The organism is Cyclobacterium jeungdonense (genome assembly GCF_010994275.1).
Classification (GTDB): Bacteria; Bacteroidota; Bacteroidia; order Cytophagales; family Cyclobacteriaceae; genus Cyclobacterium; species Cyclobacterium jeungdonense.
In genome coordinates this window covers 169,850-185,786 of the sequence record NZ_WMCD01000008.1, presented here as the reverse complement: position 1 = coordinate 185,786, position 15,937 = coordinate 169,850, and the positions used below count along the sequence as shown (strand labels likewise).

The 15,937-nt window shown below is 43.7% G+C and carries 13 protein-coding genes; 1 reads left to right on the top strand and 12 read right to left on the bottom strand.

Features of this window, described 5'->3' with window-relative positions; translation table 11 throughout:
• Positions 1–86: 86 nt before the first annotated feature.
• From ruvA to GKS34_RS16260, 12 genes are all read right to left on the bottom strand, one after another.
• The gene (ruvA, locus tag GKS34_RS16315) at positions 87–689 is read right to left on the bottom strand and encodes a Holliday junction branch migration protein RuvA (RefSeq protein WP_163386046.1); all 603 of its coding nucleotides are present in this window, start codon (positions 687–689) and stop codon (positions 87–89) included.
• Entirely contained in the window at positions 686–2,950 is a 2,265-nt protein-coding gene (locus GKS34_RS16310) for an NADP-dependent malic enzyme (RefSeq protein ID WP_163386045.1), read from the bottom strand. The genes ruvA and GKS34_RS16310 overlap by 4 nt, the downstream gene beginning before the upstream one ends.
• Before the next feature lie 33 nt (positions 2,951–2,983).
• Positions 2,984–4,084: a DUF4837 family protein gene (locus GKS34_RS16305; RefSeq protein ID WP_163386044.1), complete on the bottom strand. Its 1,101-nt coding sequence runs from the start codon at positions 4,082–4,084 to the stop codon at positions 2,984–2,986.
• A 77-nt stretch (positions 4,085–4,161) separates the two neighbouring features.
• Positions 4,162–5,553: a lytic transglycosylase domain-containing protein gene (locus GKS34_RS16300; RefSeq protein ID WP_163386043.1), complete on the bottom strand. Its 1,392-nt coding sequence runs from the start codon at positions 5,551–5,553 to the stop codon at positions 4,162–4,164.
• A gap of 19 nt (positions 5,554–5,572) precedes the next feature.
• Positions 5,573–7,006, bottom strand: coding sequence for an Asp-tRNA(Asn)/Glu-tRNA(Gln) amidotransferase subunit GatA (gatA, locus tag GKS34_RS16295; RefSeq protein ID WP_163386042.1), 1,434 nt, complete (start codon positions 7,004–7,006; stop codon positions 5,573–5,575).
• Between the two features lie 4 nt (positions 7,007–7,010).
• Positions 7,011–7,220, bottom strand: a complete 210-nt coding sequence (locus GKS34_RS16290) for a Sec-independent protein translocase subunit TatA/TatB (RefSeq protein ID WP_092176689.1) — start codon at positions 7,218–7,220, stop codon at positions 7,011–7,013.
• 113 nt (positions 7,221–7,333) lie between these two features.
• Positions 7,334–8,530, bottom strand: a complete 1,197-nt coding sequence (locus tag GKS34_RS16285; protein WP_240459334.1) for a murein hydrolase activator EnvC family protein — start codon at positions 8,528–8,530, stop codon at positions 7,334–7,336.
• A 49-nt stretch (positions 8,531–8,579) separates the two neighbouring features.
• Positions 8,580–9,323 carry a lipoprotein insertase outer membrane protein LolB1 gene (gene lolB1, locus GKS34_RS16280; RefSeq protein WP_163386040.1) on the bottom strand — a complete coding sequence of 248 codons (744 nt, stop codon included), beginning with the start codon at positions 9,321–9,323 and terminating at the stop codon, positions 8,580–8,582.
• Positions 9,316–11,061 carry a tetratricopeptide repeat protein gene (locus GKS34_RS16275; protein WP_163386039.1) on the bottom strand — a complete coding sequence of 582 codons (1,746 nt, stop codon included), beginning with the start codon at positions 11,059–11,061 and terminating at the stop codon, positions 9,316–9,318. The genes lolB1 and GKS34_RS16275 overlap by 8 nt, the downstream gene beginning before the upstream one ends.
• 193 nt (positions 11,062–11,254) lie before the next feature.
• Positions 11,255–11,686 carry a dUTP diphosphatase gene (dut, locus tag GKS34_RS16270; protein ID WP_163386038.1) on the bottom strand — a complete coding sequence of 144 codons (432 nt, stop codon included), beginning with the start codon at positions 11,684–11,686 and terminating at the stop codon, positions 11,255–11,257.
• Complete coding sequence (locus GKS34_RS16265) at positions 11,676–13,205, bottom strand: polysaccharide biosynthesis C-terminal domain-containing protein (protein WP_163386037.1); 1,530 nt, start codon at positions 13,203–13,205, stop codon at positions 11,676–11,678. The genes dut and GKS34_RS16265 overlap by 11 nt, the downstream gene beginning before the upstream one ends.
• Before the next feature lie 18 nt (positions 13,206–13,223).
• Positions 13,224–14,009 carry an enoyl-CoA hydratase/isomerase family protein gene (locus GKS34_RS16260; RefSeq protein WP_163386036.1) on the bottom strand — a complete coding sequence of 262 codons (786 nt, stop codon included), beginning with the start codon at positions 14,007–14,009 and terminating at the stop codon, positions 13,224–13,226.
• 312 nt (positions 14,010–14,321) lie between these two features.
• On the opposite strand from GKS34_RS16260, the gene GKS34_RS16255 reads away from it, so the two are divergent.
• The gene (locus tag GKS34_RS16255; protein ID WP_163386035.1) at positions 14,322–15,788 is read left to right on the top strand and encodes an NADP-dependent isocitrate dehydrogenase; all 1,467 of its coding nucleotides are present in this window, start codon (positions 14,322–14,324) and stop codon (positions 15,786–15,788) included.
• Positions 15,789–15,937 lie beyond the last annotated feature (149 nt).

Genomic DNA, 15,937 nt, shown 5'->3' with positions numbered 1-15,937 from the left:
ACACTCCCGGAAATAGAATGCTGGACAGATGAAATGACTTTATTCTCCAAAAAATATATGAGAAAGTAAAGGCCAATGTTTCTTGGTTATGATGACGACTTTAAAGATGCTTTAATTAATGCTTCCAATGAAACATCAGGACCACTTTTTTTCAAAACAGTCAGGATATTTTTCTCCGCCTGCGCCTTGGTAAAACCAAGGGTAATCAAGGCTTGTAACGCTTCCTGTTTTAATTTATTGCTGCTTTGAATAAAGCCAGGTGCCGAACCGTCTCCAGTCGAAATCCCCTCTTTCTTAATTTTATCTTTAAGTTCCAATACGATGCGCTGGGCAGTTTTTGCACCGATCCCTTTTACCCGCTGAATGGTGGCGTGATCGTTTTGTAAAATGGCCTGCTCCAACTCTTCAACGCTAAGTGAGGACAAGATCATCAAACCGGTGTTCGGTCCTACACCATTAATGGAGATCAATTCTAAAAACGCTTTTTTTTCCGAGGGTTCTTTAAATCCATACAAGGTATGACCGTCTTCTTTGATATGCTGGTAGGTATGCAGGTAGGTTTGTTCTTCTTCCTTTACCTTTCCGAATGTAGTAAGGGAGATTTTAACCTCGTACCCGATTCCCTGGATATCAATGATCACATAGGTAGGGTCTATGTAGGCAAGCTTTCCTTTTAAATAGGCGATCATGGTGATTCGATACTTTGGGCATCCACTACAGCAATGGCTACCATGTTGACAATTTCGCGAACCGAACTTCCTAGTTGTAGTACGTGGACGGATTTATTCATTCCCAATAGAATAGGACCAATTGCTTCAGCATTTCCTATTTCTGACACCAATTTGTAGGCAATGTTTCCGGAGGCCAGGTCGGGAAAGATCAGTGTATTTGCTTTATTATTGATCAGTGCACTAAAGGGGTAATTTTCTTTTTGGATACTTTCATCCAAAGCTACATTGGCTTGCATTTCCCCTTCAATAATCAGTTCCGGAAATCGGTCTTTTGCTTTTTGGGTGGCCAGGGCTGTTTTGGTGGGGACGGTGCCTTTTGCCGATCCGAAATTGGAGAAAGAAAGAATGGCAACTTTGGGGTCAATATCGAAAAACCGGACACCGTTGGCAGTGAGTCCAATAATCTCCACCAGTTCATCGGCTGTTGGATTTTCGTTAACCGTTGTGTCGGCAAAGAACAATGGTCCTTTATCCGAATTCATGATATACATGCCGGCTACCCGGTCAACACCTTTTTTCACACCAATAATATGGAGTGAAGGCAATATGGTTCGGGGATAATCTTTGGTGAGTCCTGATATCAGGGCATCAGCCTCACCCACCTCCACCATCATGGCACCGAAATAGTTTCGGTCTTTCATGAGTTTTCTGGACTCATGGGGAGTCAGCCCTTTGCGTTTGCGCTTGTCGTATAAAATCTCCCCAAACTGCCTGATTTTACCTTTTTCTTCGTTGGGATCGATAACGTTTACCGATTCCAGGTCCAGGGAGTTTACCTTGATCAGTTTTTTGATTTTTTGTCGATTACCCAATAGTATCGGCTCGCCGATTCCTTCGTCCCGAATCAACTGGGCTGCTTTCAGGATTTTGGGATTGTCTGCTTCCGCAAAAACGACCCGTTTGGGCTCTTTCTTTGCGCGGGCGATGACGCGGGACATCAAACGCTGGTCTATTCCTATTCGTTCTTGCAGATCTAATTCATAGGCTTCCCAATCCTGAATATGAGTTTTGGCCACTCCGGAAGCCATGGCAGCCTTGGCTACTGCCGGCGCTATGGTGGTAATGAGCCTGGGATCCAACGGCTTGGGGATCAGGTATGTTTTGCCAAACGCCAATTTGGATTCACCATAGGCTTTATTGACGATATCAGGCACCGGCTCTTTTGCAAGGTTGGCGATCGCATAGGCAGCAGCCAGTTTCATTTCTTCATTGATACCCGTGGCCCGCACGTCTAGCGCGCCTCTGAAAATATAGGGAAAACCAATGACATTGTTGACTTGGTTAGGATAGTCTGACCGGCCCGTTGCCATGATGATATCTTTTCGGGCCGCCATGGCTTCTTCGTAGCTAATTTCAGGCGTTGGGTTGGCCAGTGCAAATACAATGGGATTGGCAGCCATGGACTGAACCTGTTCCTGGTTGATGATATTACCGGCAGAAAGACCCAAAAATACATCAGCCCCTTTCATGGCTTCCGTGATATGGTGAAAATCTTTGTCGGTGGCAAACATTTGATGAATTTCATTTATCCCGGGCCTGTCCTTCCGGATGACACCTTCGATGTCACACATAACGAGATTTTCCAGTTTTACACCAAGACCAACGTAAAACCGTGCGCAAGATACCGCCGCTGCTCCGGCACCACTAACGACGAGCTTAATGTCTTCTATCTGTTTGCCGATCATCCCTAGGGCATTTAGTAGGGCAGCTCCGGATATAATAGCTGTTCCGTGCTGGTCATCGTGCATGACCGGGATTTTCATCAATTCCTTTAGCCTCTTTTCGATGATAAAACACTCCGGAGCTTTGATATCTTCCAGATTAATCCCACCGAAAGTCGGCTCTAGCGAGCGAATAATCTTGATTAAACTGTCCGGGTCATTTTCGTCAATTTCCAGATCAAAAACATCTATTCCAGCAAATTTTTTGAACAAGACACCCTTGCCCTCCATCACTGGTTTGGAAGCTTCCGGCCCGATATTTCCCAGTCCCAATACGGCAGTACCGTTTGAAATAACTGCCACAAGGTTGCCTTTGGCTGTGTACTTGTATATGGAATCCGGGTCTTCCTGTATGGCTTTGCAGGGCTCGGCTACGCCAGGAGAGTAGGCGAGGGCCAGATCAAGTTGACTGGAAAGGGGCTTCGAAGGTATTACTTCTATTTTCCCTGGTTTCTTGAATTGATGGTAATTTAATGCATCCTCTTTTCTGATCTTCATTTTCAGGCTGGGGAAAAATGGTACAAATAGGACTTAGTTCTCTTCTTCCTCATTTTCAAATGAAGTGGCTTGTAAAATGGTTTCAATTTCCCGGAGAGAGGCTCTATGAGCCTCATTGGGATAATATACAAACCCTTCCATGTAGAATAGTTTCCCTTTTTTGTCATCTACCACTGTATACGACAAAAAGGATCCCCCCATGGATAAGTTGTTGGTCTTCCAGGAGCCTCGCATCTCAACACTGAATTTACCATCAATTTGGGTAGTTTTGAATACGGGAGGTACCTGCTTTTCGGTAACTAAATAAGATTCTTTATTGGCCGGATCACCAAATATACGCGTTTTGGTGATCTCGTCCCTGAAAGCGATGATGTTCTCTGGGAAGACCTGTGACTCATCGGTATAGTCGGTTTGGTAAAAAAACATACTTATATCTGGTTTGTCCGGTCCGGGTGTAGGTTGTCGATACCATAAAAAATTTTCTTCTTCCAGTACAAATTGGTAAGAGGCAGGTAAATTCAAAGTCAAACCAAATTTTTCTTGGGATTTGACCATTGCTTCCCCATTTTTTCGATTAAACAATGCTCTAGCCAGCCCTTCCTTTTCTCTGTTGATGAAAAAATTTTGAAGCTGGGTTTTGTTGGCTTGCAGGTTTCGGACCAGTTCTTCTTCATTTTCTCCAAAGAGATACAGGACCTCCTGACCTCTGGCAAATTCATCCTTATTTCGCAACATGAATAAGGATGAATCCTCTTTACTCATCTCAACCGATTCAGGCGTGAACTGATTATTGATGACACGGCTGGCAGGACTGGAATCATCGAAAGTGGTGACATATACCATGTTATTGGCCATTTTCAATATGCGAGTTAGTGCTCGGGGATCGACTTTTCGCATGTAAAACATCGATTCGGCACGAATAATACCCTGAATATTGGCCTCGAATATATCTTTTAACGCATCACCAACAGGCCCCGCATATTTGGCGGAGTCAATTACCAAGAGTATTTCTCCTAGCGAACCTCTGGCTCTCGGTTTGTTGCTGGAGGAATCATTTTCTCCACTTCCCTCACATGAAGCAAGTGCAAAAGCTGAAAACAAGATTAAAATGTATAATTTGATATTTTTTTCCATAGGTTGATTGTTTGCCTAAGCCTAAATTAGGAATAATTGCCTATTGGAAAAAATAAAATTAAAAATATAGTTTTAAATTATCCAATAATCAATTTTTGACCAGGCTTGATTTGGTTTGTATTGAGGTTATTCAGCTTTTTAAGCTGTTCTATGGTCACACCTTCTAATTTTCTGGAGATTAGCCATAAGGAATCTCCCGGTTGCACGGTGTACATTTTCCCGGCACGGTTTTGAGAAACCGCAGGTTGCTCCGAGGAAGCAAGACTTTTTTCAAAGGTGCTATGATCCTGATGAATGTGAATTACCTGGCCAATTCGGATTGTGTTGGAATACAGGTTATTCCATGATTTCAACTGGCTGACGGATACACCGTATCTTTGGGCAATTTTACCTAAAAAATCACCACTTTGTACCCTGTACGTAAGGTTATGGATTGGTTTTTCCGGTTCGTCCGGTTTGGATGCGAGGTACCGCTCCTTTTCTACCATCAAGGAATCGACCAACCTGGACTGGTTTTCGGTGATGTAGGCATGCATGTATTTGGGGACATTGATAGTCATGTTTTTCTTGAAATCTGGCACTTCTCCTCTTAGAAGGGAGGGATTTAAGTATTCCAGGTCCTCAAGGCATAATTCGGTATGTTTGGCTAAATCCCTCAGTGTAAATTCGGCACCCATACTTATCTTGTCGAAGTCCATAGCATAAGCCGGCTCTTCTAAAATTAAATTATGTTCTTCGGCATGACGAAGCACGTACATGATGGCTTGAAATTGGGGAATGTAGCTCCTTGTCTCGCGGGGTAAATAACGGTAAATACCCCAAAAAGTCCGTTTTCCTCCAGATCTTCGTATGGCCTTGTTAACATTTCCCGGGCCACAGTTATAAGCTGCCAGTGCCAATTCCCAATTGTTGAACCTTCGATTTAGGGCTTTCAGGTAACGCAATGCGGCATCCGTGGATTTCTCGGGATCCAGACGGTCATCAACATGGCTGTTGATGTACAATTGGAATTCTTTTCCTGTTGCAGGCATAAATTGCCATAATCCGCTTGCTCCCACTCTGGATCTGGCCTCGGGATTCAATCCTGATTCGATGATGGATAGGTATTTAATATCCTCCGGCATGCTGTGCTTTTCCAATGCTTCATCAAACATCGGGAAAAACATGTCTTGTCTGGCTAAGACCATGCGGGTGTAATCCCTGTTTCGAACCGTAAAGTAATTAATGAAAGCAAAAATGGTCTCATTCAACTCGAAGGGCATGTCGGTATTCATGGCCGCTATGCGTTTTTCCACCTCTTCATAGGTGAAATCCGGTATGTGTTCGTAATCGTAATAGGGAGCTATCGTTGCGATACTATCCCCTCCGTTTGTCAGACTTGTTACCTGATCCTGGGCATTTGCTGCAGGTAAAAACAAAATCCCGGCAAGCAAGCTCCTCAATACGTTTTTCAAAAATCCTTCCCTCATATCCGTAATAATAAGTAAATTAATTAGTTGATGTCCGCTCACTCAAATAGTTAGCGAAGGCATATAATTCCGCTTCTTTAAACGAATTGGTCATTATTTGGAGACCAATTGGCAAACCTTCTTTATCCTTTCCATTTGGAATGGATATGGAAGGCACTCCTGAAACGGATGCCTGAACGGTAAAAAGATCTTCCAGGTACATGGCCACCGGGTCATTCGAATGCTCCCCAAATTTGAAGGCCGTACTTGGCGTCGTTGGCAAAACAATGTAATCGAACTTGGTCAATAAATTTTCAGTAAATTCCTTTATTAACCGCCTCACCTTTTGGGCTTTGGTGAAGTAAGCATCGTAATAACTGGCGCTCAACACAAATGTACCCAACATGATTCTTCTTTTAACCTCATCACCAAACCCCTCAGACCGGGTAAGTTTGTACATGCTTTCCAGGTTGTGAGCATTTGATGACCTATACCCGTATTTAACACCATCAAATCTGGAAAGGTTCGAGCTGGCCTCGGCAGTCGTCAGGATATAATAAGTAGGTAACACGTAATCCAACAGCGGAAAATTCACTTCTTCCACCTGATGGCCTTCGCTTTTTAAGTTGTCGAGCACTTGCAATGTGTGCTCTTTTATTTCCGGTTGCAGGGAATCGGAATGTACCGTCTCTTTGAGATAGGCGATTTTGGCCGGCTTGTCAAAATGAAGCAAATTGCTATAAGCAGGAACTGGTTTTCGTGACGAAGTGCTGTCGTAGTCATCCGGTCCTGCCATGATTTCCAGTACCAAGGCATTATCTTTGACATTTCTTGAAAAGACACCGATGGTGTCAAAAGAGGAGGCATAGGCAATCAATCCAAAGCGGGAAACCCTGGAATAGGTTGGTTTGATACCGATAACTCCGGTGAAAGCTGCAGGCTGGCGTACTGAACCACCTGTGTCTGTTCCGAGCGAAACGGTACAGAGATTAGCTTGTACGGCTACCGCCGAGCCACCGGATGATCCTCCGGGTACACGGCTTTCATCCAATGCGTTCAAGACGGGGCCGTGTACGGAATTTTCGTTGGAAGATCCCATACCAAACTCATCGCAATTGAGTCTGCCAATAATAATGGCATCCTGGTCGATAAGTCTCTGAATGGCGGTGGCTGTAAATTGGGATTCAAATCCTTCCAGAATTTTGCTGGATGCATTGGCAACATGTCCCTCGTAACAAAGAACATCTTTGATGCCCACTACCATGCCTGCTAATTTGCCTGCTTTGCCAGCAGCAATTTTTTCATCTATGGCGGCCGCTTGTTCTAAAGCGGATGGGCCATAAACTTCAACGAAGGCGTTTAATTGCGCCTTCGTCTTAATGTTGTTTAGGTAATAATTAACTATCGCTTTGCAATCCGTTTCCTTTTTTTCCAGCGATTTTTTTATCTCATCGAATGAAAGAAATTTTTCCAACGTGTTATTTTTTTGCTTTTTTGTTGTCATCCTTCAGTCCTTCCTCCAAATCATCCTGGATCTCTTTGGTGGCATCTTTAAATTCACGGATACCCCTGCCCAGACCTCTAGCCAGTTCAGGAATCCTTTTTGCCCCAAAAAGAAGGATGACTACCAGAACGATTATCACAAGTGATCCTCCTCCGATATTTTGTATAAAACCCAATGTACTCATGTTTTGCTTATTTTGATTATGAAATTATTACAAATATAGAACTGTGCTTTTCTAACGCAAAGGAAATAAAGCATGTTGTAATTTTTTTTTCTAAATATAGTAAAATTTAAGCATTATTTGCTAGAAAGCCAAATACTTGGATCCATTACTTCCAAACCTTTCCAGGTTTGAAAGTGAAGTTCAGATATGCCGTCTGCATCCGTATACACGGTACCAAGTACAGTGGACGTATTGACATCTTGGCCGGATGTTACCGAAATGGTTTTTAGCCGGCTGTACATGGTATAAAAATCACCGTGCTTGATAATTATGGTGCCTCCCATACCTGGAACAGTGGTTATTTTCGTAACCCTCCCCGCAAAAACGGCCTTAACCGGCGCATTATTGTTGGTTTGAATGTCCACCCCGTCATTTGTTTCTGTGATTCCTTTTAGGGTAGGGTGAGGGTAGGTCCCGTATTTTCTGGAAATAAAACCGGATTCCACAGGCCAGGGTATTTTTCCCCGGTTACTGGCAAATGACGAAGAAAGTGCCGTAGCTTTAGGCGCAGCCGGGAGGCTTTTTTCCGCAGGTTGTTCTGCAGTGGTCTCGTTTTCTCTTTCCGCCATGGCTCTGGCCAGTCGCATTTCTTCTTCGATCACCCGCTTGATCAATTGATTCAATTCTTCCTGCTGCTTCCGGGTGGCAGCAATTTCCTTTTTTAATGCCTCTTCTTTTTGACTTAGCGAACTTACTAATTGCTGTTGTTCAGTTTTTAGTTCATTCAATTCCTTCCTTTGCTCTTCCTCCTGTGCCAATACAGCGAGTTGATTGGAACGTTGGGCCTCCAGTTCCTGTTGCTTTTGGATCAGGTTCTGGCTTACTTTTTCCATCTGTTCCACCTGTTTTTTACGCGCATCACTATATTGCTTCAGGTATTTTAGCCTCATGTAAAATTGTTTGAAGGTGGCCGAGGTAAAAATAAACGCTACGAGGTTAACGCCCTGATTCAATTTATAGGAAGTATAAATCATTTTTGCATACTCCTCTTTCAGACTTTCCAATTCTTTCTTTAACTGATCAATACGGGAAGAGGTCTGCTGTATTTCCTGTTTTACCAGCCGTAATTCCCTGTTTAACGTCGCAATGTAGCTTTCTCTGGCTTCCAGTTTCTGATTGACAGCCCGCAATTCTCCCAATGAAACCCTTTTTTCATCCGTGGTTCTTTTTAGTACCGTATCAAACTCACGCAGCCTTTTTTGAATCCTGGCCTTTTCTTCTTCCAGCTCTGCTCTGTTAGCCGTTACCTGGGCCGGTGCGGGTTCAGCCAACAGGATAAATGCAAAAAACAGTAGAAAAACTGAGCGATGAGAAGGAAAATTAAAAATTATATGGAAAGCTGATTGGATCATCCGTTAGTTCTACTTTTACCATTTCTGCATTGAGAAAGAAATTGGATTTAGGTTTTTGTGGCAGGCTGAGTACCATTTTAATGATGGCCTGGTAAGGAAAGGGCTGGCCCTCTAAGTCCCGGAAATCCATGTAAGAAGCAGATACACTTCCGGACCTGGTTTTTGAAGCCTCACTTTCCAACTGCGTAACCTTTCCATGACTTGCATCTATCAGGGTTTTGTACCGTATATTTTCTCTTTCTTGTCTTAATTCAAAAGTTTTTCCGATTCGGATCAACCGGTCCCGGTAGCTGAATTCGTGTGGAATATTGGCGAACAGCAGGTTTTGAAATAAAGAGAACGACAGTGGAACTCCGAATTTTTCCTGAAATTCCCCGTAGCCCATGTCAATTTTCTGCCCGTTTATCCGGTCCCGAATTTTGATTTGATCCGTGCTGATGTATCCCCTTACCGCTTCAATTCCCAGTCCGGGAGACATGTTGAACCAGATGATGCTGTCTTTCTTGGCTCGAATGTTTAACGTTCCCTTGGTGATTTTCCCATCCTGTTCTTCCAGGGTCACCCTGCCTTTTGCCGTAAGGTAGTTATAATCCAGGTAATATGGCTCGAATTCTTCCATTACGCTGTCTGCGCTATAGGAAAGTGGTTTTCGCGCGCATGAGCTCACGATGAATACTCCTATAACGAAGGCGATTAACTTGGCCTTACTCATAGTATTTTTTATTTTGGATTTTTAATGTTAAAAATTCCGAAGTATCCTCCAGTTCTTTAGCCTTGTTCCAGTAATCCAGTGCCTTTTCCTTTTCTCCCAGTTTGAATAAAATATCACCATAATGCTCCAACATCTCTCCGCTAGGTTCTTCCAGGTTTTCCAAGGCTTTTTCCATGTAGGTTTTGGCCTCTTTGTACCTGCTCAATTGGAACAATACCCATGCATGAGTATCCAAATAGGTCGGGTTTTCAGGAAATCGGGACACGAGTTTGTAAGACATGTTATAGGCCTTCTCCAACTCCTTTTTTTCCAGAGAGAGAAAGTAGGCATAATTATTTAAAATATGTTCATTATTTTTATTTTCCGATAAAACTTTTTCATAGGCAGTGAACGCTGCGTCTGTTTCTCCCAAGGCATGCAAGGCATCACCCAGTTGGGCATTGGCCATTAATGCAAGCTGTGGATTGTTTCCTGCATTCAGGCTTATGGCTTTGGTAAGTGCCGTTTTGGCGGCTTCGTGATCTTTAGTTCCCAACTGTGCAGTACCCAGGAAAAACCAGAACTCGGCCTTTTCGGGATAAACCGCTGTAGCAGTTGAGCCCATCTCCACAATCTCTTCGAAAGGCTGTTGGTTTTCAAACATCAAAGGCAAAAGTCTTTGAAACAATTCCTCATTTTCCGGGGCTGCAAGCAGGGATTTTTTGAAGTAGGAAATGGCCTCTTGCAGTTTTTTTTCTTCAAGTTTCCACTTCCCCAAAGCTGCCGTTATTTCCGGATTATTTGGGTGCTGCGACTCCATTGTTTTGGCAAGCGTGGCCAGCAATTGGTCGCGTGCGGTATTTTTTACCTGAGAGAGAATCCCTTCAAAAGCCCTGGCTTTCGTTGCAGCATCTAAGTCAGGGTGCTTAAACCCATCCAGTAGATATTGCCGGGCTTTTTCCGTTTCTCCTTTTTCAAGGTAAAGCGTATGGGCAGCCATTTTTAATTCCGGTTGGTTGGGGTAGGTGGACATGGAATTCAATACCAATTCTAAAGCCTGGTTGGTTTGGTTATTGTTGAATAGGATTTCTACCAGAGCCAGCACGTAATTTGGATTTCCAGGATGGGCTTCGATAAGCTTTCGACCCTCTGCCACTGCCATTTCTAAATTATTTTTTCTTAGGTAAATGCGTTGCTTTTGAGCCGTGAGCTGCTCTACCACACCGTAGTATTCCTCCGCTTTGTTTAAAGCAATCAGTGCTTTGTCAAAATCCTGTAAATTAAGGTAGATAGATGCCAATTCCAGAATGTATTGCTGGTAGTTGCCCTCTCTCTCCATTAATGTTTCTAATATTTCTGCTGCTTCCCTGCCTTTATTCTGTTTGTTGTAGATTTCTGCAATTTGTAAATGATAATATTTGTTGTCCGGTGCAAGCGCAAGGGCTTTTTGTCCATACTCCAGCGCTTTATCAGGTTGGTTGGCCCGAATCATCATTTCAGAAAGCTTGTAATAAATGGCAGGCTCTTCCGTATCAAACTCCAATGCTTTATTAAAGTAAAAATAGGCTTTTTTGAAGTCTTCAAGTATGAGGTATTTTTGCCCTTCGATAAAAAGTCTGTCCGCCATCATTTCTTTTTCCTGGGCTTTCCTTTCTTTCCGGCTGAGTTTTTTTTGCGCAAAAGCAGACTCCGGAAGGGTGCAGGCAAGTAATGCCAGCGAGAAAGTCCAGACCAAAGGTCTTAAATACCACTTATTCATTTATATCTATCTTAGTGTTAAGCGTAAAAACATCTTATGAAATGGGTTGCCTACACGTAATTGCTACGACTTGCTCAGCGCTTCTGAGAAAGGGGTTGTAGGGGCATTTTACGTTTTAAATTCAATTTTCATACAATATATGAGGAAGTTTGGTTCCCCATGGCAAGAGTGCATGCATGGATCCTAGCCCCAATCAACTACCGGTACTTCCGTAACCTCCAACTCCTCTCTTGGTTTCTGAAAGGTTTTCTGTCAGCTTCCACTCGATTTGCTCGTGTTTGGCCACCACCATTTGTGCAATCCGTTCTCCATCCTGAACGATAAAATCCTCCCTGGAATTATTGACGAGTAAGATTTTAATTTCTCCCCGGTAGTCCGCATCTATGGTGCCAGGGCTGTTGAGTACGGTGACGCCAAACTTGTATGCCAGCCCGCTTCTGGGTCGAATCTGGGCTTCAAACCCTGCCGGTAGTTCTATAAATAATCCCGTTCCTATTAGTTTTCGTTCCAGCGATTTTAAAACAACCGGAGAATCGAGCTCCGCCCGCAAATCCAAACCAGCAGATAACGGGGTTTGGTATTCGGGTAGGGGATGCTTCGATTTGTTTATGACGTTAATTTGCATGCTTTGGTTTAATTATGGATTTTATCAGCGAATATAATTCCTTTTTTTCCATGTAGAAAATGAAGGCCACAAAGACCAAAAAGATCGCGTTATGCAATAAGAAGTCGAGTACGGTGTTTCCCGTATCCAGCCAAAAACCGCCGTAGCTAAACAAGAAAGCCAGGCATAGGTAGGTCACATCTTTTTTGGTTTGGTAGGGGATGGGGTAGTGCTTTTGGCCGGTAACATAACAAAAAATAACCATGGTCAGATAACAACCAAGGGTGCTAAGGGCTCCCCCTATAAATCCGAATACAGGTACCAGAGTAAGAATGATCACGACCGTGACCACCGCTCCGGTAAAGGTAATGTAAAAGCTGTATTGCGTCTGATCGGTGATTTTGAACCAAATGCTGAGGTTATAATACACGCCCAGGAGCAGGTAACCCATCAATAATAGGGGTACCATAGGAAGTGCAATGGCATATCCCTCCGCTTGAAAAAACAGGGATCCAATAATATCAAGGTTCACGGCGACCCCTACCATAAGTACGGTACAGAAGATGATAAACCAATGCATCACCCGCGCAAAAAGCTGGGGATTGTTTTTGTTTTCTGCTTGCTGAAAGAAAAAGGGTTCTCCGGCATATTTGAATGCCTGTATGATAAGACTCATGATAATGGCCAGCTTAAAATTTGCTCCGAATACTCCGCCAGCTTCCCGGGACGTCAAATTCGGGTAAAAGCCCTCCGGCAGGGCAAATTCAAACAGACCTCGTGAAAACACCTCATTGGTCACACCCGCCAGTCCCATGAAAAGCAAGGGCATGGCGTAATGCCACATGGGATTCAGGAGTGAAGCCTTTAGCTCAAATTTCCATTTTCCCACCAGTTTCCAGACCAGGGGTAAAATCAGGAAATTGGCCAGCACATTGGATAGCAGTATATAATCCACCCCCCAATTTGGCTGGTACCACTGGGACACCCAGGGTTGTAATGACGGAAGAATATCGCCGCTCACGATATGAAAGGCTATCACGATAAAGAGGACATTGAACCCTACGTTTAGAAAAATATTAATTAGTTTAACCGAAGCGAACGTAACTGACCGGCCTTCTAATCTTAGTTTGGCAAAGGGGATGGCCATCAGCGCATCAATGGTAAGGATCATGGCTGCCCATTGAAACAAATGCCCTTTTCCCGGGAAGTCAAATAATAGGGAAAGAGGCGCTGCCGAGACGTAAAGGGATGCTCCCAACAGGATAGCAACCAGTGTAACCAACGATTGGGCATTCTGATACACTTTTTCCGGAGAAAGGCCTTTTCCCGTGGCAAATCGAAAGAAAGTGGTCTCCATACCGAAAGTAAACACTACATTCAGGAAAGCGATCAGGGCATAAAGGATGGTAAAAGAACCCAGATCTTCTTTTGGAAGGTATCCTGTATATAGCGGAACCAATAAAAAATTAATGGATTTTCCGAGGATACTACTGACACCGTAAATGGCGGATTGCCCGGCTAATTTTTTTAACAGGCCCATAAAAAATAAAAAAGGGGATTACTCCCCTTTGAAGTTAGGTTTTCTTTTTTCCAGAAAAGCATTGGTCCCTTCCCGGTAGTCTTCTGATTTGACACATCGTGCAAAACTGTTCGCCTCAATCTGGTAGCCATTTTCGTCACTGGCGTAAACAGCATTCACACAGTCCACAATCATTCCGATAGATAAAGGAGCCTTACTCATGATTTTTTTAAGTATTCCCTCTGCTTTGGCGATTGCTTCCTCTTTGGTAGCCTCTACGTGATTCAAAAGTCCGAGGGATTTTGCTTCATTCACGTCCAACATGTCTCCGGTCATCAGTATTTCGGTAGCTTTGGTCCTTCCTATCAAGTGTGTAAGTCGTTGTGTACCACCATATCCCGGAATAATACCTAAATTTACCTCAGGCTGGCCGAATTTAGCATTGGCAGTGGCTATTCGCATGTGGCAGGCAATTGCCAGTTCGCATCCTCCGCCCAGGGCGTAGCCGTTGACCACCGCTATTACCGGTTTATGACAGGATTCAATGATTTCAAAAACCTCCTGGCCAAATTCAGCGAATTTCCTGGCATTGAGTTCATTTAGCTCGGCAATTTCAGTAATGTCCGCACCTGCCACGAAGGCCTTATCTCCTGCGCCGGTGATAATAACCCCACGAATGGATTTATTGTCGTTCACCTCGTTGAAAATGTTTTTCAACTCCTCCAAGGTGTTGAAATTTAGAGCATTGAGCTTTGACTCTCTGCTGATGGTCAGGTAAAGTATTCCGTCTTTAGTTTCGGAAAGAATATTTTTTTGTTCTGCCATTCCAGTTATTCAATGGTAAGCTTCAAATATACGAGGAGCGTAATCAATCACAAAAGATTCAGAAAGAAATCGTCCATGATTAAAAACAGGATATAAATAAAATGGTCAATAAAATGCATTTCGAATCTAAAAAAGGGAAAGTCATAATAGGATACTCATTGTCTTCGTTTACAAATACTCAGGGTGTGGTACCAACCACTTCTCTGAGCCTGATTATTTTAGCTTTCGATTTTAATAATTAGTCCGTGGAAAGGGTACTGTACCAATTTTTCCTATTTTTGTACCATCTTACGAAAAATAAACGCAAACTACATGTCCGAAAAAAGAAAAATTACAGTTGCCTATGGAGATGGGATTGGTCCTGAAATAATGAAGGCCACCTTGTCCATTTTGGAAGCAGCAGGAGCTGCCATCGAAACTGAAGTCATCGAAATCGGAGAACAGGTATATTTAAAAGGAATTAGTTCCGGGATTGAACCCAACGCCTGGGATTCGCTTCGGAATACCAAGGTTTTTTTAAAGTCCCCTATTACTACTCCCCAGGGTGGAGGTTTTAAAAGCCTGAATGTGACCACAAGAAAAACCCTGGGTTTATATGCCAACGTAAGGCCTTGCAAGGCTTATTCTCCCTATGTCCGGACTCATTTTCCAGAAACGGATTTGGTCATTATCCGGGAAAATGAAGAGGATTTGTATGCAGGTATTGAGCATCGCCAAACAGATGAGGTTTTTCAATGCCTCAAATTGATATCCAGGCCAGGTAGCGAGAAAATTGTTCGGTATGCTTTCGAATATGCCCGGATGAACAACCGGAAAAAAGTCACCTGCATGACCAAGGACAATATCATGAAAATGGCCGATGGTGTTTTTCGCCAGGTGTTCAACGAAGTGGCAAAAGAATACCCCGAAATAGAAACCGATCACAAGATCATTGATATTGGCACCGCCCTGATTGCCGATCGTCCCGAAATGTTTGATGTGATCGTGACATTAAACCTCTATGGTGATATCATTTCGGATGTGGCAGCTCAAATAACCGGTTCAGTGGGACTGGGGGGATCTGCCAACATAGGGGAGGAGGTAGCCATGTTTGAAGCCATTCACGGTTCTGCACCCGATATTTCGGGCATGGGTATCGCTAATCCTTCCGGCCTGTTAAATGGAGCCATTATGATGTTGGTTCATATCGGGCAGCCAGATGTAGCGGAGAAAATTAGCAATGCCTGGATGCGTACCCTGGAAGAGGGAATCCATACCGGGGATATTTTTCAGGATGGAATTAGTAAGAAGAAAGTAGGTACGCAGGAATTTGCCGAAGCCGTTATCGAAAGGTTAGGAAAAAAGCCGGAGAAAATGAAAAAGGCTTCTTTTGCCAAGTCAGAGCGAAGTGAGAAAGACATCAAAGAGGCCTTGGCCATCCGACCAAGAAAAGCGGCAGAAAAGGTATTGATCGGTTTGGATGTCTTTATTGACTGGAAGGAAGGTATCCGGGATCCCAATGTCATTGGCGACGCATTACGTCAGGTCGATTCCTCCGGACTGAAGATGCAGTTGATAACCAACCGGGGGGTAAGAGTGTACCCTGGAGGCATGAAAGAGACATTCTGCTCAGACCATTGGCGGGTGCGGTTTTTTAATGCCGACGAAAGTGTCATTTCGCACGACCAGCTAATTGACGTGCTACAGCAAGTAAAAGGACTTGGTTTTGACTTTATTAAAACGGAAAACCTCTACACGTTTGACGGAGTCAGGGGATTTTCTCTGGCACAGGGCGAGTAATTCTTTCTATTCATTCACGCACGCAGGCCATTTCAGGCCGGCATGCGTTGATTTTTAGCAGTATGAAATCGAGCATGACGTACCCGTCACACCCTGGGATGATTATCAACCATGCGAGATTCTCCCGATTAAAGATCGGGACAGGCTAT

Coding starts and splice junctions, on each gene's coding strand:
- dut (WP_163386038.1), bottom strand. CDS start 11,686: ATGCAAATTAACGTCATAAACAAATCGAAGCATCCCCTACCCGAATAC.
- GKS34_RS16275 (WP_163386039.1), bottom strand. CDS start 11,061: ATGAATAAGTGGTATTTAAGACCTTTGGTCTGGACTTTCTCGCTGGCA.
- ruvA (WP_163386046.1), bottom strand. CDS start 689: ATGATCGCCTATTTAAAAGGAAAGCTTGCCTACATAGACCCTACCTAT.
- GKS34_RS16290 (WP_092176689.1), bottom strand. CDS start 7,220: ATGAGTACATTGGGTTTTATACAAAATATCGGAGGAGGATCACTTGTG.
- GKS34_RS16265 (WP_163386037.1), bottom strand. CDS start 13,205: ATGGGCCTGTTAAAAAAATTAGCCGGGCAATCCGCCATTTACGGTGTC.
- lolB1 (WP_163386040.1), bottom strand. CDS start 9,323: ATGAGTAAGGCCAAGTTAATCGCCTTCGTTATAGGAGTATTCATCGTG.
- GKS34_RS16310 (WP_163386045.1), bottom strand. CDS start 2,950: ATGAAGATCAGAAAAGAGGATGCATTAAATTACCATCAATTCAAGAAA.
- GKS34_RS16300 (WP_163386043.1), bottom strand. CDS start 5,553: ATGAGGGAAGGATTTTTGAAAAACGTATTGAGGAGCTTGCTTGCCGGG.
- GKS34_RS16260 (WP_163386036.1), bottom strand. CDS start 14,009: ATGGCAGAACAAAAAAATATTCTTTCCGAAACTAAAGACGGAATACTT.
- GKS34_RS16255 (WP_163386035.1), top strand. CDS start 14,322: ATGTCCGAAAAAAGAAAAATTACAGTTGCCTATGGAGATGGGATTGGT.
- GKS34_RS16305 (WP_163386044.1), bottom strand. CDS start 4,084: ATGGAAAAAAATATCAAATTATACATTTTAATCTTGTTTTCAGCTTTT.